Annotated in this window: 17 protein-coding genes; 3 read left to right on the top strand and 14 right to left on the bottom strand. The window is 52.8% G+C overall.

Translation table 11 applies throughout. The annotated features are described in order from the left end of the window. The first annotated feature begins 721 nt into the window (after positions 1-721). Both EL111_RS03255 and EL111_RS03250 read left to right on the top strand, forming a co-directional pair. Positions 722-1,447, top strand: a complete 726-nt coding sequence (locus EL111_RS03255) for a metal ABC transporter ATP-binding protein (protein ID WP_123796138.1) — start codon at positions 722-724, stop codon at positions 1,445-1,447. 46 nt (positions 1,448-1,493) lie between these two features. Then, entirely contained in the window at positions 1,494-2,369 is an 876-nt protein-coding gene (locus tag EL111_RS03250) for a metal ABC transporter permease (protein ID WP_123796098.1), read from the top strand. A gap of 334 nt (positions 2,370-2,703) precedes the next feature. On the opposite strand, the gene EL111_RS03245 is transcribed toward EL111_RS03250, so the two are convergent. The 3 genes from EL111_RS03245 to EL111_RS03235 all read right to left on the bottom strand — a co-directional run bounded on the left by EL111_RS03245 (position 2,704) and on the right by EL111_RS03235 (position 5,568). Then, positions 2,704-3,681, bottom strand: a complete 978-nt coding sequence (locus EL111_RS03245) for a class 1 fructose-bisphosphatase (protein WP_123796099.1) — start codon at positions 3,679-3,681, stop codon at positions 2,704-2,706. 51 nt (positions 3,682-3,732) lie between these two features. Further along, positions 3,733-4,095: a hypothetical protein gene (locus EL111_RS03240; RefSeq protein ID WP_123796100.1), complete on the bottom strand. Its 363-nt coding sequence runs from the start codon at positions 4,093-4,095 to the stop codon at positions 3,733-3,735. Between the two features lie 108 nt (positions 4,096-4,203). Next, the gene (locus EL111_RS03235) at positions 4,204-5,568 is read right to left on the bottom strand and encodes a sodium-dependent transporter (protein ID WP_123796101.1); all 1,365 of its coding nucleotides are present in this window, start codon (positions 5,566-5,568) and stop codon (positions 4,204-4,206) included. Positions 5,569-5,906: 338 nt separating this feature from the next. Here EL111_RS03235 and EL111_RS03230 point away from each other — a divergent pair, with 338 nt between their 5' ends. After that, positions 5,907-6,101 carry a hypothetical protein gene (locus tag EL111_RS03230; RefSeq protein ID WP_123796102.1) on the top strand — a complete coding sequence of 65 codons (195 nt, stop codon included), beginning with the start codon at positions 5,907-5,909 and terminating at the stop codon, positions 6,099-6,101. Between the two features lie 70 nt (positions 6,102-6,171). Here the strand turns inward: EL111_RS03230 and EL111_RS03225 are convergent, their stop codons facing one another. The 11 genes from EL111_RS03225 to EL111_RS03175 all read right to left on the bottom strand — a co-directional run bounded on the left by EL111_RS03225 (position 6,172) and on the right by EL111_RS03175 (position 19,330). Beyond that, complete coding sequence (locus tag EL111_RS03225) at positions 6,172-7,062, bottom strand: NAD(+)/NADH kinase (protein WP_123796103.1); 891 nt, start codon at positions 7,060-7,062, stop codon at positions 6,172-6,174. A gap of 72 nt (positions 7,063-7,134) precedes the next feature. Further along, entirely contained in the window at positions 7,135-7,707 is a 573-nt protein-coding gene (locus EL111_RS03220; protein ID WP_123796104.1) for a ubiquinone biosynthesis accessory factor UbiJ, read from the bottom strand. A gap of 113 nt (positions 7,708-7,820) precedes the next feature. Continuing rightward, the gene (locus EL111_RS03215) at positions 7,821-8,597 is read right to left on the bottom strand and encodes a Rossmann-fold NAD(P)-binding domain-containing protein (protein WP_123796105.1); all 777 of its coding nucleotides are present in this window, start codon (positions 8,595-8,597) and stop codon (positions 7,821-7,823) included. A 35-nt stretch (positions 8,598-8,632) separates the two neighbouring features. After that, positions 8,633-9,226: an LOG family protein gene (locus EL111_RS03210; protein WP_123796139.1), complete on the bottom strand. Its 594-nt coding sequence runs from the start codon at positions 9,224-9,226 to the stop codon at positions 8,633-8,635. Positions 9,227-9,337: 111 nt separating this feature from the next. Further along, positions 9,338-10,516: an LD-carboxypeptidase gene (locus EL111_RS03205; RefSeq protein ID WP_123796140.1), complete on the bottom strand. Its 1,179-nt coding sequence runs from the start codon at positions 10,514-10,516 to the stop codon at positions 9,338-9,340. 10 nt (positions 10,517-10,526) lie between these two features. Beyond that, on the bottom strand, positions 10,527-10,721 hold the full coding sequence (locus EL111_RS03200) for a hypothetical protein (protein ID WP_123796106.1): 195 nt from the start codon (positions 10,719-10,721) through the stop codon (positions 10,527-10,529). 58 nt (positions 10,722-10,779) lie between these two features. Then, positions 10,780-11,175 (bottom strand): HIT family protein, encoded by a 396-nt coding sequence (locus EL111_RS03195; protein WP_123796141.1) that lies wholly within the window; start codon positions 11,173-11,175, stop codon positions 10,780-10,782. Between the two features lie 278 nt (positions 11,176-11,453). Continuing rightward, on the bottom strand, positions 11,454-13,112 hold the full coding sequence (locus EL111_RS03190) for an electron transfer flavoprotein-ubiquinone oxidoreductase (RefSeq protein WP_123796107.1): 1,659 nt from the start codon (positions 13,110-13,112) through the stop codon (positions 11,454-11,456). 266 nt (positions 13,113-13,378) lie between these two features. Next, positions 13,379-14,800: an efflux transporter outer membrane subunit gene (locus tag EL111_RS03185; RefSeq protein ID WP_123796108.1), complete on the bottom strand. Its 1,422-nt coding sequence runs from the start codon at positions 14,798-14,800 to the stop codon at positions 13,379-13,381. 64 nt (positions 14,801-14,864) lie between these two features. After that, positions 14,865-18,044 (bottom strand): efflux RND transporter permease subunit, encoded by a 3,180-nt coding sequence (locus tag EL111_RS03180; protein ID WP_123796109.1) that lies wholly within the window; start codon positions 18,042-18,044, stop codon positions 14,865-14,867. A gap of 14 nt (positions 18,045-18,058) precedes the next feature. Then, positions 18,059-19,330, bottom strand: coding sequence for an efflux RND transporter periplasmic adaptor subunit (locus EL111_RS03175; RefSeq protein WP_123796110.1), 1,272 nt, complete (start codon positions 19,328-19,330; stop codon positions 18,059-18,061). Positions 19,331-19,412: the final 82 nt, after the last annotated feature.

Genomic DNA, 19,412 nt, shown 5'->3' with positions numbered 1-19,412 from the left:
CGTTTGAACAACCCGAGATCTTTGCAAAAAAACAGAAAACGAACTCAAACTGATAGTAGGGGCAGATTTTACACCGGCCCGAAAATTGAATACCTTGAAAAGTTACCACTTCAAAAAGCCCAAGCAAGCAGGCGGGCATAAAACCTGCCACCACAAGCCCTTGTCATGAATTATGCAAAGTTCTCAACCCGCCTTCCGCTTGTACCGTCCGCCTCCCTGCCTGATTTGTTTTATTGGCTTACAGGAAAAAATTTATTAAATTCAATGGTTTTTCTATATTCCTTGACCATCAAACATGACCGCCTCTAGTTACCCTGCCCAAAAAAGGGAAACCGACCAAACTGCCGAAACTGCCCGCCCACCGTCCCTACCATCTTCACCTTAGCGGTTTATCATCTTGTGTCTTGCTGTGTTGAGTTACAGCATCTCCCCAACAATCAAACGCTTCCTTTTCCCTACTTCTTATATCATCTGCTTCACACTGTTTCACCGCTCTAGCCGGACTGTCAATGCCCTGTCCGCCGCATTTACAAGTATGATGTTATACAGTATCATTCGTTTTTGATTAATATTTCCCGTTTTGCAGACGGCCTTTTCTCGCATATACCGTCTGATATTTTACCGTCATGAATTCCATTCTACTTACCGGACTTATCCAACGCTTACTGATTGCGCTTGCCGCCCTTGCAGCGATATGGTGTCTGTATTTTTGGGCAACCGCATGAGTATTGTTGTCGATAACCTAACCGTCAGCTACCAGCACCGCCCTGCCGTACACCATGTCGATATGGCGTTTGACGACGGCACGATGTGGGCAATCTTCGGCCCGAACGGTGCCGGCAAATCCACGCTGCTCAAGGCGGTAATGGGCTTGCAGAAAACCGATACCGGCCGTGTGCACTGGGTCGGCCTGAAACGCAAAGACATCGCCTACCTGCCGCAACAATCGGAAATCGACCGCAGCCAGCCGATGACGGTATTCGAGCTGGCGGCAATGGGCTTGTGGTATGAAATCGGCTTTTTCGGCCGCGTAACCGCCGCACAGCGCGAGCGGGTTTATGCGGCGTTGGAACGTGTGGAAATGCGCGACTTCGCCGACCGCCAAATTGCCCATTTGTCCAACGGGCAATTCCAGCGCGTACTGTTTGCACGAATGCTGGCGCAAGATGCAAAATTCCTGCTGTTGGACGAGCCTTTCAACGCTGTCGATGCCCGAACCACTTATGCGCTGTTGGACGTTTTGCGCCGCTGCCACCAAGACGGGCAGGCGGTGATTGCGGTATTGCACGATTATGAGCAGGTACGCGCCTACTTTGCCCATACGCTGCTGCTGGCAAGGGACAAAATCGCTGCCGGTGCTACCGAAAAAGTATTGACCGATGAATATCTCTCCCAAGCAAACGCAGCCATGCAAAAGCAGGAATCGACTGATTGGTGTGCGGTTTGAGCCGTCCGAACGCCGTTTTGCAGACGGCATCTGATCCGAACATATCATGAATTTTTACGAATTGATTTTTTCGCCTTTTATCGAATTTGACTTCATGCGCTATGCGCTGGCGTCGATTTTCTGTCTCGCCTTGAGCGCGGCACCGGTAGGCGTGTTTTTGGTGATGCGCCGCATGAGCTTGGTTGGCGATGCTTTGAGCCATGCCGTTTTACCCGGTGCGGCCGTCGGTTATATGTTTGCCGGATTGAGCCTGCCGGCCATGAGTGCGGGCGGTTTTGCGGCCGGTTTGCTGATGGCGCTGCTGGCCGGTTTGGTCAGCCGTTTTACCGGCTTGAAAGAAGATGCCAATTTCGCGGCGTTTTATCTTTCCAGCCTCGCCATCGGTGTAGTTTTGGTCAGCAAAAACGGGGACAGCGTGGATTTGCTGCATTTATTGTTTGGTTCGGTGTTGGCGGTGGACATTCCCGCATTGCTGCTGATTGCGGTTTCCGCCAGCATTACCATCGTTTTGATGGCGGTGATGTACCGCCCGTTGGTATTGGAAAGTATCGATCCTTTGTTTTTAAAGGCCGTTGGCGGCAAAGGCGGCTTTTGGCACGTTTTGTTTCTGATACTGGTGGTTATGAATCTGGTGGCCGGTTTTCAGGCTTTGGGCACGCTGATGTCGGTCGGCTTGATGATGTTGCCCGCCATTACGGCACGGCTGTGGGCCAAAAATCTGGGATCGCTGATTGCGCTGTCTGTCGTATTGGCTTTATTCTGCGGACTGTGCGGACTGCTGTTTTCTTATCATATTGAGATTCCGTCCGGCCCGGCGATTATCCTGTGCTGCGGGGTGCTGTATGCGCTTTCCGTGGTATTCGGCTGGGAAGGCGGCATCTTGACCAAATGGCTGCGCCGCAAAAAACACCGTACGGCTTAATATCGTAAAACCGCACCGCAACATACGGCGAAGCACGCAAAACGAACAAGGCTACAAAATCATCAACCGTACAGATAACGGTATGCGAACAGGACGGCAGATTTCGGGTTTCGGGTTTCGGGTTTCGGGTTTCGGGTTTCGGCAGTCTGCCCCAAAACTTTAAACCGCGCAAATCAACGCCACATCTCTTTGTTTTGCCGTCTGCAAAATGTATCCGCTCCTATATTTTGGGCACTCTTCCAACGCTTTTCCAAACAAAAGCCGTCTGCAAAACCGCTATTCGATTTTGCAGACGGCTTCTTGTATCCTAACAGGCTGTTAACGCTGTCCGAAATCAGGCAGTCTGATGCAGTTTGTTGACATACTCAACTTCTTCCGCGCTGCCCATCACCACGGCTACACGCTGGTGCAAGCCGTTCGGTTCAATATCCAACATGGCTTCCAACGCATTACTTGCCGCGCCGCCTGCCTGCGTTAAAATCAGGCTCATCGGGTTGGCTTCGTACATCAGGCGCAATTTGCCGGGTTTGCTTAAATCGCGCGTATCTTGCGGATACATGAACACCCCGCCGCGCATCAGAATACGGTGGATTTCGGCTACCATGCTGGCCACCCAGCGCATATTGTAGTTTTTGCCGCGCACGCCGGTTTCCCCTGCCAGCAACTCGGCGATGTATTGCTGCATCGGCGCGAGCCAGTGGCGTTGGTTGGACATATTAATGGCAAATTCTTTGGTTGCTGCGGGTACTTGGGGATTTTCCTGCGTCAGCACAAACTCGTTTTGTTCGTTCAGGGTAAACACGAATACGCCGTGTTTCAGGGTAAACACCAGCTGCGTTTGCGGCCCGTACAAAACATACCCTGCCGCTACCTGATTTTTGCCTTTTTGCAGGAATGATTCAGTCGCCAATTCGCCTTGCGGTTTGGCCAAAATCGAAAAAATAGTGCCTACGGAGATATTGACATCGATATTGGAAGAGCCGTCCAACGGATCAAACAATACCAAATACTTGCCGTCTGTATGCGCTGCAACAAAAGTATCTTCTTCTTCGCTGGCCAAACCTGCTACCTGCGTATTCTCCTTCAAAGCATGAATCAAAATATCATTGGCGATAACGTCCAATTTTTTCTGATCTTCGCCCTGCACATTGCCGGTACCCGCCATGCCCAGCACGCCCGAAAGCGCGCCGAGGCGGACTTTGCCGCTGATGTCGGTACAGGCCGCAACCACGGTTTCCAATACGCTGCCCAGTTCGACAGCAATATTGTGTTGTTGCAGGTGTTGCGGAAGAAATTGCGCGAGTGTCGTCATATCAGTCTCTTTTCTTAGTCTGTCTCATCTGTTCAAATTTTCAGACGGCCTTTATTGCGCCGCCGAAGCTGCCGTTTCGCCGGCCATGCCGCTCATTTCCGTCAGGCACTGCATGGCTGCGGTTTGGATTTTCGTACCGATTTCACTGCCGATATTACCGTCGATAATGGACGACAGATCGGCAGCCGAAACCTCATTCACCAATTTGTCTGCCGTACAGTTGCAAACCTCTTTGGCCTTATCCCCGTCAATCAGAGGGTGTTCGGGAATACGGTTGAGGCACTGCTCCGCCGCTGCCTGAACAAAGCCGCTCCGCAACTGCTGCTGCACCGCATCCGATACGGCATTTTGTCCGGCCTCTCCGCAACCGCCCAAAACCGAAGCTGCCGCAACCAGCAAAACCAATTTTCGCATAAAGCACATTCCTGATACTGTCGGGCTGATATTGTAATTCAAAACCGCCGTACAAACCATGCAAAGGCCGTCTGCAAAATCGGATTTACAGACGGCCTTTGCCAACACTTACAGCAGATTGCTGACAAAAATCAGCAAAATAACCAGCGGCACGATATATTTTACATAATAAAACCAAATATTTACCGTTGTATGATTGTTTCGGTAGCGCAGCTCGTCCCTTGCCTCGTCTTTCATCACAAAGCCGACAAACAATGCCGAGCCCAATGCAGTCAACATAAACAATATATTCCCGCTGATAAAATCAAAGGCATCAAAAATATTCATGCCGAACAGCGATACCGCCTTCCACGGGCCGTAGCCCAAAATCGACGGGATATTGCCCAACAGAAAAATGCCGCCCAACACCAGCGTAATCGCCATACTGCGGCGGATTTTGGTTTTTTCCTGAATTGTTGTTACCAATACTTCGTAAATGGTCAGCGACGTTGTCAACGCGGCAATCAGCAGCAGCGAAAAGAAAATCACCGCAAAGACAGATCCTGCCCACATATGCGAGAACACAATCGGCAGGCTTTGAAACACCAGCGTCGGCCCCGAGTTTGGCGCAACACCGAAACTGAACAGCGACGGAAAAATCATAAAGCCCGCCAACACCGCAATCAACGTATTGGTAATCGCCGTGATGACTGCCGTTTGCACCAGATTTTCGTTTTTGTCCAAATAGCTCGACAAAGTAATCATCACACCGAAACCCAAGCTCAGCGCAAAAAATACCTGCCCCAAAACAAACACAAACAATTCGGCGGTAATTTTACTGAAATCCGGTTTCAGATAAAACACAATCCCTTCCATCGCCCCCGGCAGCGTAACATTCCGCACCACCATCGCAATCAGAAACACAAACAGCAGCGGCATCAAATATTTTGCCGCTTTTTCAATACCGCCGATGACCCCTTTAACCAAAATCCACTGGTTAACCGCCACAAACAGCAAAGTATAAAACGCAATTTCCCACGGGCTGTTTTCAATATGTTCGGTAAAAAAAGCCTTGGTCATGCCGCCATCTACCGGGCGCGATATATCCAAACCGCCACCGATGATATTCACGATATAGCTGATGACCCAACCGCCCAGCACCATGTAATACGCCATGATGCCGAATGCGCCGAGCAAACCGGCCCAGCCCACTGCTTTCCATATTTTCGCTACCGGCTTGCCGTTCATACTGCCGCCGAACGCGTCCAAAGCATTCACTTTGTTTCGGCGGCCGATAACATTTTCCACCAAAATCATCGGAATACCGATCACAATCATTGCAATACAGAATAAAAACACATACGCGCCGCCGCCGTTTTCACCGACCAAATACGGAAAACGCCAAGTAGCACCGAAACCGACCGTTGCACCGGCAACCGTCAAAATATACGTCAAACAGCTGGACCATGTTTGACGCGAAGGACTTGCAGACATATTCACAACTTCTTTCGGATAACTGCTGAAAGTATAGTCATTTAAAATAAGAATGATACAGCGTTGCTTTGCCTTGCCGTACTATGTGTACTGTCTGCGGCTTCGCTGCCTTGTCTCATTCTTATTTTATTCGACTATAAAACTGAACGCGCATTATTATACGCCTGCCGCTTAACTGTTTTTAACCAAACATAAAAAATAATAATAGTGAATCTGCCTGAATAAAACCAAAAATTCAGGTAATCCGACCAGCGTTAAAACATTTCAAAAAAACAAAACAGGGAATATCCCCAACAGCAAAGTGAAAAGCCGTCTGCAAATCCAAGCAGCATACAATCATGCAAGCTGCCGATTTGCAGACGGCCTTATTCAAGATCCGCACCCGTTCAATCAAACAAAATACCGCCCAAACGGCTTGCCCGTCTCCGCCCGCACCCTATCCTGCCGCACACAAGCCAAAACCAATCGGATTATGCCACACACAATCACTCGGCATTTCGGCATTGCTGCGTTTTGCCGAAAAAAGAGCTTAAGCAAACCGCCGATACATACGCTCTGTACCATCTGCCGTTTTTCCTCCTTCTCCCGTTTTGAGTTATCCGACTACACCAGTTGCTCACCCCAATGCAGCTTCTGCCGCAAGGTACGGTAATACTGGTAATCAGTCGGGTGCAATACCCTTAGCGGATTATGGTAGCGGCGGATAACCAAACGGTCGAGATGGTGTATATCCAAGAAAGACTGTCCGTCAAAATGCACACGGGCATCACCGCTTTTGGTCACTAATATTTCAATTTCGCTGCTGTCTGCCACAGCAATCGGGCGGTTAGTCATCGATTGCGGGCAAATCGGTACCAAGGTAAACACGCGCGAACCTGCCTGCAAAATCGGGCCGCCTGCCGCCAAAGCATAAGCCGTCGAGCCGGTAGGCGTAGAAACAATCAAACCGTCCGAACGCTGGGTGTACACAAACTCGCGGTTGATAAATACTTCAAATTCAATCATCTGCCCCGCACCGCCACGCGAAAGCACGCAATCGTTGAGTGCAAGCGAACGGTCGCATATTTCACCGTTGCGAACCAGCGATACTTCCAGCAGTGCACGCTCTTCAGGCAGATATTTTCCGCCTAAAATCGGCGTTAAGCCTTCAATCATGCTTTCATGCGAAATCTGGGTTAAAAAACCGAGATGGCCTTGGTTGATACCGATCATCGGCACGGCACGCGGCGCAACTTCCCGTGCAACGGAGAGAAACGTACCGTCGCCGCCGAGTACCACCACCAAATCGCAATACTTGCCCAATTCGGCTTTGCTGGCGGCCTGACAGCAGGCGGCATCTTCAGGGTAAACCGCTTGTTCTTCGATACTTTGGACATCCAAATAAATACCGAATCCTTCAAGGCGCAGAAACTCGATGAGCTTATGCGCGGTGTGTTCGATTTCAGGCGTATTCGGGCGGGTAACGATACCGATATTGCGGAACGGACTTTTCATGGCTGGCGGTTTTCCAAGTCAAATTGGCTTAAATCGAAAGGAGGCCGTCTGCAAACGGCTCGGAAATGGCGGCTAATCTATCCAAATATCCCGCTCCAAGCGGTCGAGACGCGCATTCAGGCGGGCAACATCGTCGCGCAGTTTATCCACTTCTTCCAGCCATGCCAGCAAGGTTTCCTGATCGATAACGGGCGATTCGGGTTCACGCGAAAACTCACCGATTTGCTCGGCAAGGCTCAAGCCGATTTTGCGTACCGTTTCGCCTATTTGTGCGGCACGAATCCCGATGTCCGCTCCTGCCGACTCTCCAAACAAACGATTCAAATCCTGATTGGCATCGTAACGAAGCGCGCCGAAAATCGGCAACAGCGACATTCCCAGCATCAAATCGCCGCTCAGAGAAATATCGCCCACGCCGGGTTGTCGGCCTTGCAGAATCTTGGGAATGGCGCTGCTGCGGAAGCGGATTTCGGTATCCGGCTCACCTTCGCAGCACGCCAGAAATCCCTGCCCGTCAATCTGCCCCTGAAAACGGAAACCCGACATATCGATACGCAGCCTTTTGCCTGCAAAAGCGGCAAGTGCCTGCTGATGTTCGGGATTTTGCTGAATCAGATGATTAATGATAGGAAGTAAGGCGGACATAATGCGTTCTCAGGCCGTCTGAAAAAAGTAATTTTACAGGCTTACGACAGGGAAATATAGCGTTTTGCAACATTTTGCGGCGGGGTGCGGCAAGAAACATACACCTGCCGCCGTTACGCTTGCCTATCCTGAAAAATACTGCGGACAATCTTACCGCCGCTGATGTCTTCCGGATTGAAATCGGGAGGCGGCAAACCGAGTTTGGCTGCTTCGGCAGCATAAAATTCGGCACGGCCGGGGTGGTCGGGTTCGACAATATTCCGCAGCTTCCTGCCTTGCGGGTCGAATGCCGTCTGCAAAAGCGCATCAACCGCCCTGTCTTGGTGCACGACATTTACCGGCCGCTTGCCGCCGCTGATGTTTTTCTGCAAAAGCAGACGGCTTACCGGATGGCGTTCGGCGGAATACAAACCGCCCAAACGTAAAATATCGATATTCGGAATACGGCTTTCCCAAAGCAGCGTTTCCACCGCCAAAATATGGCGCGCATTATCGGTTTGCGGCTCGGGCGGCGTATGTTCGTCACATTCGCGCACGCGCTCGCCATAAACGCCGGTACTGCTGCAGAACACAATATGCTGCACGCCGAACTGCTCTGCCAACGCCACCCATTGCCGCAGCGAACCGCAATAATCTTTTAATGCAGACGGCGGCAGCAGGCAAAACCATGTTGTTTTATCTGCCCAATATTGCTGCCAAAACGCCTCCTGAAAAACATCCGGATGATTCAAGTCGGCAGTATCCAAGCGTATCGGCAGGTTGATGTCGTCCGAAGACAGACTACGCTTGACCGCCGCCACTTCCGCACCGCGCTCGTACAGTTTCTGCGCCAGCGGTCTGCCGAGATAGCCGAAGCCGAGTATGGCGCAATTCGGAGGGGTATTACTCATGATTCCAACCCTTATTGTCAACCGAGATTATAAATTCAGACGGCCTTTTTCGCCCATTCCGGTTCAACCCACTTGGGCGCATCGGTAAAACGGTAATCCGTCATTTTCTGCAACAATTCCTGCGGATTGTCCGCCACACACAGCAAGCCGGTATTGGCCTGAGGCATAAAGCCGCTGTCGGCGGTCTGCTTCATCATCAACAGCAAAGGATCAAAAAAACCGTTGATATTCAATATTCCTACGGGCTTGGCATGTTGCCGCAACTGCGCCAGCGACAATACCTCGAACAACTCTTCATAAGTACCGATACCGCCCGGCAGCGCAATAAACGCATCGGCAAGCTCAATCATTTTATTTTTACGGCTCGGCATATCCGGCGTTTCCAGTAATTCGGTCAAACCTTGGTGCGCCACTTCTTTTTCCCTGAGAAAAGTCGGAATAACGCCGACAACCTCACCACCTGCCGCCAAAACCGCATCCGCCACTTCGCCCATTAAGCCGATTTTACCTCCGCCGTAAACCAAACGGCTGCCGCGTTCGGCAATCACCCGTCCGATCTCACGGGCAGCCCGACAGTAATCAGGCGTATCACCCAAATTCGAACCGCAATAAACGGCAATGGTATGCAACGTCATGATTTCCCTTTCTTGTATCACGGTTCGCCACAACCTGCCGAACCATACAAAATGCCGTCTGCAAATCCTGCCCGAACAGGCATTTTACAGACGGCATCAAACCTTTTATTCAGTAATCTCGTCGATAACGCCGCCAAACGGGACGCTTTCAAACACCGGCATCGGCGGCGGCAGCAGGCTGTCCAGATTCAGAGCAGCGGCATTCAGGGTCGGATAACCGCTGAACGTAACCGAGTAGCCGCCGTTACCCGTGCTGCGGATTTTGGCATGCGCCCCCAACGGGAACGTCGCCTTATTGGTAATGTGGCCAAACGGGAAACCGGTCAGCACCGGCACGCGCGCAACGCGGTGGATTTGGTTGATGACCGCCGACAAATCATAGCTGGAGTCGTACACATCGCGTATCGTTCCCATGCGGAAATCGCCAAACACAATCGCACGCTGCTTCTGCAATACGCCCGACAAATACAGGGTATTCAGCATACGCTCGATACGGTAAGGCTGTTCGCTGACATCTTCCAAAAACAAAATACCGCCCGACACATCCGGCAGATACGGCGTGCCCGCGAGCGAAGTCAGCACACTCAGATTGCCGCCCCACAACACACCTTCCACATTCACATCGTTACGCTGAATGGTAGGCACATCAATGGTTTGCGAAGCATTGGTCGTACCGCGGATAAACGAATCCATGGCATAGGTACTCAATTCCGGCCGGCCAAATTCGCTATACACCATCGGGCCGGCAAAACTCATCATATTACCTTTGGCCAACAAAGCAAGCTGAATAGCGCACACATCGCTGAAACCGAAAAACAGCGTACCGCGCTCGCGCATCCGTGCGCCCAAGGAAGCAAAATCAATGCTGGGCAGCAAACGCGCCGCGCCGTAACCGCCGCGCAAACCCATCAACACTTTCGGCGTTTGCACGCGCCCTGCGGCAACAGCCTGAAAATCGTCGATACGCTCACGATCCGTTCCGGCAAAACGCTGGTAGCGGCGCATACCGGCCTGCTGGTTGGTAACGGTAAAACCGGCATGATACAGACGGCTCAGGCCAAGCTCGACACGTTCGACAGATTCGGCAAAGCCGGACGGGGCAACAACACGCAAGACGGTGTCACCGGAAGAAGGACGGCGTTGCGGCACGGCTTGACCTTTCACATTGGTTCGGTTGACAGTAGGTTTCGGCGCAGGCGTACTGCCGCAGGCGCTCAAAAGCCCCGCTCCGGCAGCAGCAGCCGTTGCACGGAGAAAATGGCGGCGTGTAGGTTGCCAAGTCATCATAAAATCCTCAAATGGTGTATTTGCAGACGGCCTTTCGGGAATAAGCCGTCTGCAAATGATGTTCTGAAATACTACCGATGGTCTGAATCGGGATTCGCCAAACGGAAACAGCAAAGTTTCTCCAAGCAAACTTCAAAAAGCGGCGCAAGCGTATCACTGCCTGCATTCCAATCCGCAATATCCGCCCGATTGTTGCCATCATTACGGTTTGGCTGTTATGCCGGCATATCGGTTATCGGTTATCGCTCAAGACCGTCTGCTTACAGCAATGCCCGTACTTGAGCCACCCAATCCTGCGGCAGCGACATACCGTGCGCGCGCTCTGCCGCCGCCCAAATCGGCGCGGGAAAGTTGGCATCGTTTTCAAAACGCGCGATAACGTGCCAATGCAAATGCGGCACAACATTGCCCAAGCTCGCCAAATTGATTTTGGCAGGTTTCAACACTTGGCGCATGGCCGCTTCAACGCGGTAAACCGCTTCCATGATTTCCGCCCGATCTTCTGCGGAAAGGTCGGTCATTTCCGCAACGTGCTGCTGCCAAATTACCCGACAGAATGCGGGCGCGCCTGCTTCGTTGTGCACGGCAATCACGCGCAACTTCGGCGTTTGCAGCAGAATATCTTCGTTTTCGGCGCGGCAGATAGGACAATTCATCATGCGTTTACTCGCGTTAAAAGACGGTATTCTAAACGAAAAAGCCGTCTGTATCATCTGCAGACGGCTTTTTTCCCGACAGCGGACAGTTTTTTACACCCATCTGTTCCGGTCGGGCAAAGCGGTCAATCTTTCCCATACGGCAACGCGGAAAACCTTTCCTTATGCCGTCTGCAAATTCGTGCCGACACATCGCCGGAAAAACGGGCCAAACATTTCCCTTACCATTGCTCGAGCCGTATCGGGCTTTTTGCAGACGGCCTTTTACCTGCCGACGTTTACATTGCGCCGTAATTCGGGCCGCTCGCTCCTTCGGGGCATATCCACACGATGTTTTGGGTCGGGTCTTTGATGTCGCAGGTTTTGCAGTGTACGCAGTTGGCAGTGTTAATCTGCAATTTCGGCGCGCCGCCCTCTTCTACGATTTCGTACACGCCTGCCGGACAATAGCGCGTTTCCGGAGAAGCATATTGTTTATGGTTGATGTCCATCATCACCTGCGGATTTTTCAGGGTCAGATGGTCGGGCTGGTTTTCTTCGTGGGCGGTGTTGGCAAGAAACACGCTGCTCAAGCGGTCGAAGGTCAACACACCGTCCGGTTTCGGATAAACGATGGGCGTGCAGTCGGCCGCTTTTTGCAAAGATTCGTGGTCTTTGCCGTGGTGCTTCAACGTCCACGGCGCTTTGCCTTTAAACAATACTTGGTCGATGCCGGTATAAAGCGATCCTGCGTACACGCCCCATTTAAACGAGGGGCGCACATTGCGTGCGGCATACAGCTCTTCATACGCCCAGCTTTGCTCAAACAGGTGTTGGTATTGCACCGCCTCCTTACCGCTCAAACATTCGCTTTCTTCCAAATTATCCAGCAACGGCAAAACAGCTTCGGCGGCCAGCATACCCGACTTCATGGCCGTATGCAGCCCTTTAATGCGCGGCATATTCAGAAAACCCGCCGCATCGCCAACCAGCATGCCGCCTCGGAATGTCAGCTTGGGCAGGCTTTGCAAACCGCCTTCCACCAATGCGCGCGCACCGTAGGCAATACGGCGGCCGCCTTTGAACATTTCGCAGACGGCAGGGTGGGTTTTGAAACGCTGAAACTCTTCAAACGGAGAAAGATAAGGATTTTGGTAGTCCAGCCCGACCACAAAACCCACGGCGATTTTGTTGTCGTCCAAATGATAAATAAACGATCCGCCGTAAGTTTTACGGTCCAACGGCCAGCCTGCGGTGTGCATCACCAAACCCGGGCGGCAGTTTGCAGACGGCACTTCCCATACTTCTTTAATGCCCAAGCCATATGTTTGCGGCTGGCTGTCTTTATCCAACGCAAAACGCTCGATTAGCTGCTTGCTCAACGAACCCCGGCAACCTTCGGCAAAAATGGTTTGCTGCGCCCATAATTCCATGCCGGGCTGGAAATTATCGGTGGCCGCGCCGTCTTTGCCGATACCCATATTGCCGGTTGCGATACCTTTTACCGAACCGTCTTCATGATACAGAATTTCCGCGGCGGCGAAGCCCGGGTAAATTTCCACGCCGAGACTTTCCGCCTGCTCCGCCAGCCAGCGGACCAACTCCCCTGCGCTGATAATATAATTGCCGCTGTTATTGAAATTCGGCGTTACCGGCAGCGGAAACGCTTTGGTTTCGGTAAGAAACAGCACTTTGTCTTCGGTAACGCTGCGTTTCAGCGGCGCACCGCGTTCCCGCCAATCCGGAAAGAGTTCGTTTAGAGCAGTCGGATCAATCACCGCACCCGAGAGGGTATGCGCCCCCGCTTCCGAACCTTTTTCCACCACGCAAACGCTAAGCTCCCTACCCGCTTGTTCGGCAAGCTGTTTCAGCCTGACGGCAGCCGACAAACCCGAAGGGCCTGCGCCGACAATTACAACGTCATACTGCATACTGTCGCGCTCGATGTTTTCTGTCATGGCGGTATTCCTATCCTGTTTAATTTTATTTTCAAACATTTAAATTGTTTCGCTGAACAAGAGATTATACAGGAAGATAATTTTGCTACCAAACACAACAAAAGGCCGTCTGCAAAACCGATATGCCGATTTTGCAGACGGCCTTTACCGTCAAATAAGTATAGTCGAATAAAATAAGAATGAGACAAGGCAGCGAAGCCGCAGACAGTACACATAGTACGGCAAGGCAAAGCAACGATGTATCATTCTTATTTTAAATGACTATATTATTGTACGTCGTTGCTGAAACGCTTCAAACCGCCGCCCAAGGCCTTGTACAAATCGGCCAGATTTTCCAAGCGGGTGAGCTGTGCGGCCAAGACTTGGGTATCGGCACCGTAGCTGCTGCGCTCGGCATCAAGCAAATCCAATGCGCTGGATACGCCGTGTTTGTAGCGCAGGTTGACCAGACGCAGCGCATCGCTGTAAGCACGGCTTTGCTTGGTCAACGCGTTGTAACGCTTGTCGAGCTGTTCGCGCGCGGTCAAGGCATTGGATACGTCTTGGAAAGCAGATTGCACGGCTCCCTCATATGCGGCGATTTGCGCTTCTTTGCGCAACTTGGCTACATCCAGATTGGCTTTGTTGGTTCCCCAGTTGAAAATCGGCACGCTGACGGACGGGCCGAACGACCAAGTGCGGTTCGGGCCTTCAAACAGATTGCCGAAATCGGTGGAAGCCGTACCCAGCGAACCAATCAGGTTGATGCTCGGGAAGAATGCCGCACGCGCCGCACCGATATTGGCGTTTGCCTGTTTCAGGGCAAACTCTGCCGCCCGCACGTCAGGACGGTTGAGCAGCACTTCAGAGCTCAAACCCGCAGGCAGGCGGCTGATTTTGAACTGCCTGCCCAAAGGCAGCCCCTGCGGCAAATCTTCAGGCAAGGGGCGGTTAATCAATGTTGCCAAGGCATTGCGCGCCTGTTCGCGGCTTTGCACGGCATTTTCGTAATCGGCTTTGGCAGACTCAATCAATGCTTCCTGTTGACGCAAATCAATTGCGGAGATGACACCGGCTTTATGGCGCAGCTTGGATAAGTCATAGGTAGCTTCGCGGGTTTTCAGTACGCGCTGCGCCAATGCCATGGCTTCTTCGGCATAGCGTTCGTTGAAATAGGCTTTGGCGACGGAAGCCACTAAAGTCAGGTGTGCGGCATCGCGGTTGGCGGCACTGCTGAAGTAGCCCTGCAAAGCGGCTTCGCTGTTGCTGCGCACGCGGCCGAACAGGTCTAATTCGTAAGCGGCCACGCCCAAACCGACGCTGTATGCTTCGCCGACACGGGCATTACCGGTACCGCTCAAATCGGCGGCGGTACGCGAACGGCTGCCGCTGCCGGTACCGGTGATGCTCGGCAGCAGGTCGTTACGCGCAATCATGTATTGCTTGCGGTAGATTTCGGCATTCAATACGGCTTGGCGCAAATCGGTATTGCGTTCCAACGCGATTTCAATCAGGCTGTGCAGGCGCGGATCGGCAAAATAGTCCTGCCAGCCCAAAGAGGCTGCCTGAATACCCGGTTCGGCGGTATCGTATTTGAAAGTGTCTGCCACGGCTACGGCAGGCTGCTCGTATTTGGGCATCAGGGTACAGGCCGACAAGACGGCAGCGGCCAACATACCGAATACCGGCTTGAAATTTGTATGGTTCATATCAAGTTCCTCGAGGCCGTCTGAAAAACACGTCAACGCGAATATTCAGACGGCCTTTGTTTGCTTAATGCTTATTGCTTTCCGGATTATCGGATACAAATGCCTCATGTGCGGCATGCTCCTGCTGGGCAATTTCCAGTTCGTGCTGCGACGGTTTGAACAACTTGCGTACCGCCACATAGAACATCGGCACCAAAAATACCGACAGGAACGTACCCACCAGCATCCCCCAAAACACCGCCGTACCGATGGCACGCTGGCTGGCGGAGCTGGCGCCGGTGGCAACATACATCGGCACCACACCCAAAATGAAGGCAAACGAAGTCATCAAAATCGGACGGAAACGCAGGTGCGCCGCCTCAATCGCAGCCTCGAGCGCGCTCTTGCCTTGGGCTTGGAGGTCTTTGGCAAACTCAATAATCAGAATCGCGTTTTTCGCACTCAAGCCCATCACCGTAATCATACCGATGGTGAAGTAGATGTCGCGCGAGTTGCCGTGCAGCAGCGCGCCCGCATCCACACCCAAAATACCCAGAGGCACCACCAGAATCACCGCCAGCGGAACCGACCAGCTTTCATACAGGGCGGCCAGTACCAAGAACACGGATATGGCGGCAAAAGCGTAAATCATGTTGGTTTGCGACGAACCTTTGGCCTCTTCACGCGACTGTCCGTCCCATTCCAAACTGTAACCGCCGCCGAGTTCGTCCACCAGACGCTGCACTTCCGCCATGGCTTCGCCGGTCGATTTGCCCGCAGCCGGTGCGCCGGTAATCGGCATGGCAGGATAGCCGTTGAAACGCTGGCTCTGTTCGACACCCGTCTGCCAAGATACGCTGGCCACGGTAGAAAGCGGAACGGCCACGCCCGAGCTGTTCGGCACGGTCAGTTTCAACACATCTTCCGGCTGCATGCGCGCATTGGCGGCAGACTGCACAATCACACGTTGCAGACGGCCTTCATTCGGAAAGTCGTTGACATAAGACGAACCCAAAGCCGTACCCAATACGCTGTTGATGCTGTCGAAGCTGATGCCTTGTGCAGCAGCGGCTTCGCGGTCGATGCTGATTTTCAGCTGCGGCGCATCTTCCAAACCGCTGGAGCGGACATTCGAGCCGTCGAACATGGCGGCGTTTTGGCGCATTTTGCCGATTAATTCGTTGCGTTTGGCCAATAATGCCTCGTGGCCGTTGTTGTTGCGGTCTTGCAGGTAGAACGAGAAGCCGGAAGCATTACCCAGTTCCATAATCGGCGGCGGGTTGATGGCGATGGCAAAACCGTCTTTTACCGTACCCATCAGCGCACCGGTCATCTTACCGGCTACCGATTCGGCATCGCTGCCCGGTGCTTTGCGCTCCGACCAGTCTTTCAAAATCGCAAAGCCCATCGCCATATTCTGCCCCGAGCCGGAAAAGCTGAAGCCGGAAATGGTCAGAATATCTTTTACTTCGGGCATGGACATCGCGATGTTGGTCAGCCCCGCCAAGGTCGTTTCAGTACGCTCTTTGGACGCACCCGCCGGCAGCTGCACCGACACCATCACGAAGCCTTGGTCTTCATTCGGCAGGAACGAAGTCGGCAAACGGCTCATCACAAAAAACGCCACCGCGCCCAAAGCCGCATAAATCACAAACATCCGACCGACTTTGCGCAAACCGCGCGCGACGATGCCCTCGTATTTTTTCGCACCTTTGTTAAAGTTGCGGTTAAACCAGCCGAAGAAGCCTTTTTTCTCATGATGGCCTTTCGGAATCGGTTTAAGCAGGGTGGCGCACAATGCCGGTGTCAGCGACAATGCCAAGAATGCGGAGAAGGCAATCGCCAAAGCCATGGTCAGGGCAAACTGGCGGTAAATATTACCGCTGGCACCGCTGAGCATGGAAAGCGGCACGAATACCGAAATCAACACGGCGGTAATACCGATTACCGCGCCGGAAATCTGACTCATCGCTTTTTTGGTGGCCTGTCTCGGCGGCAGGCCTTCTTCGGCCATAATCCGCTCGACGTTTTCCACCACCACAATCGCATCATCAACCACGATACCGATGACCAACACCATCGCAAACATGGTCATCACGTTAATCGACATGCCCAAATAGGAAATGGCGGCGAAACCGCCCAAAATCGAAATCGGCACCACAATGGTCGGAATCAGGGTATAGCGGATGTTTTGCAGGAAAACAAACATCACGATAAACACCAATACCACCGCTTCCAAAAGGGTGTGCACCACTTTTTCAATCGACAGGGAAACGAAAGTCGAACTGTCGTAAGGCGTGCTCCAAGTCACGCCCTCGGGCAGGTATTTCTCCATCACCGCCATGCGTTTTTTAATTTCCGAGGCGGCGGCCATGGCATTACCGGTGGCGGAGAGCGATACGCCCATGCCGACGGTCGGCTTGCCGTTCAGGCGCGTACCCGAGCCGTAGCTTTCGCTGCCGAGGGCAATATCGGCCACGTCTTTCAGATACACATTCGCACCGGAAGTCGTGGAGCGGACGATAATCTTGCCGAACTCTTCAGCCGTCTTCAACTGGCCCTGCGCGGTAACGGTGGCTGTAATGGTTTGGCCTTCAACGGCAGGCAGTGCGCCGATGGCACCAGCGGAAATCTGCGCGTTTTGAGCCCGGATGGCACTGGTGACATCGGCAAACGACAGATTGAAGTTTTCCAGCTTCTTGGGATCGACCCACACGCGCATGGCGCGTTGCGAGCCGAACAGGTTCACATTACCCACACCCTCCACTTGCTGAAGCTGCGGAATAATATTGCGCTGGGCATAGTCGGCCATTTCCTCGGTGGATTTGGTGTCGGACGACAGCATCACCACCATCAGGAAATTATCGCGCGCTTTCGATACAATCACGCCGTTTTGCTGCACGGTGGAAGGCAGCAAGGCGGTGACTTCGGAAAGTTTGTTTTGCACGTTTACCTGAGCCAAATCCTCATTGGTATCGGGCGTAAAGGTCAGCGTTACCGTACCTGCACCGCTTGAGGTAGCGGAAGTGGTCATGTAATCCAAACCGGGCACGCCGTACATATTGCGCTCGATAACCGACAACACACTGTCTTCCATCACCTGCGCGGAAGCACCCGGATAAGTCGCCGTCAGCACGATGGTGGGCGCAGCCACGGAAGGATATTGGGAAACCGGCAGCTTTTGGATGCCGATCACACCAGCAATCATGATGAAGATTGCGATTACCCATGCGAAGATGGGGCGGTTGATAAAAAACTGAGACATTGGACTTATCCCTCTTATTGCGCTTTGGCGGAAGCGGCGGCGGCTTCAGGCTCGGAGGCCGTCTGCATACCGGAAGCAGCTTCTTCAGACAGCATCTGCTGCGCTTGTACGGCTTTTTCAGACGGCGGCGTCCACTCTTTCGGCGTTACTTTTTTCGCCTGCATCATACCGGCAATCATGGTTCCGTCCACAATCACTTTGTCACCGTCCTGCAGGCCGTCTGTAATAATCCAGTTGCTGCCCTGTTGCTGTGCAACCGTTACCACGCGCGGCTCCATCGCGCCTTGGGCATTCACAATCAGCACGGTATCTTTCTCCCCGCGCGTCACCGCCTGTTGCGGCACCACATACGCATTGGCAACGTCTGCCTGATTCATCAAAACGCGCACATACAAACCGGGCAGCAAGACATTGTCGTCATTCGGAACAGCCGCACGCAGCGTTACCTGCCCGGTATTTTCGTTTACAGTCGGATCGGCAAACAGCAGACGGCCTTTCTGACCGTAGGTTTGTCCGTTTTCAAACTTAATATCAACCTCAACACCGCCGTTGACCGTTTGCAGCTTGCCGTCTGCAATATCCTGACGCAGCTTCATAATATCGGTTGCCGACTGGGTTACATTGACATACATCGGATTGGTTTGCTGGATAGTGGCCAATACTTGGGTATCACCCGCGTTTACCAGCGTACCCTCAGAAACATTAGACTGCCCGATAAAACCGGAAATCGGCGCAGTGATACGGCTGCGGCGCAAGCTGATACCGGCAGACTTGATGGCGGCTTTTGCCGCTTTCACGCCCGCTTCGGCGGAACGCTTGGCCGTAACAGCCGCATCATATTCCTGACGGCTGATGGCATCTGCCTCAACCAGCGGACGGTAACGCGACAAATCCGCATTGGCCTTAGCCAAGGCTGCCTCCGCAGAAGCCAAGTCCGCACGCGCACTCTCCAACGAAGCCTCGTAAGTCGAACTGTCAATCTGGTACAGCGGCTGGCCGGCGCGGACATAACTACCCTCTTGGAACAAACGTTTCTCAATGATACCGCCTACTTGGGCGCGTACTTCCGCCTTACGGACAGATTCCAACCTGCCCGACAATTCGGTGGTCAGTGAAACGGTTTGCGGATATACGGTAACAACACCGACTTCGGGGATATGCTCCTGCTGGGCGGCCGCACGCTGTTGTTGGGCGGCATCTTCACCCTTGCCGCAGGCAGACAAGGCCAGTGCGGTTGCAGCGGCAACAGCGGCAACGCGCAACACTTTAGCGGAATGAAAAGTCATGACGATTCCTGTATTCACGGTTAAATTAAATAGGGCTTCCCCATCAGGGGCTGTAAGTTTGTTACACACAATATCCATGCAA

Source organism: Neisseria animalis (assembly GCF_900636515.1).
In the GTDB taxonomy this organism is placed as follows: domain Bacteria; phylum Pseudomonadota; class Gammaproteobacteria; order Burkholderiales; family Neisseriaceae; genus Neisseria; species Neisseria animalis.
Note: the sequence above shows the minus strand (reverse complement) of the source record. Positions and strands in the feature narration are given on the sequence as shown.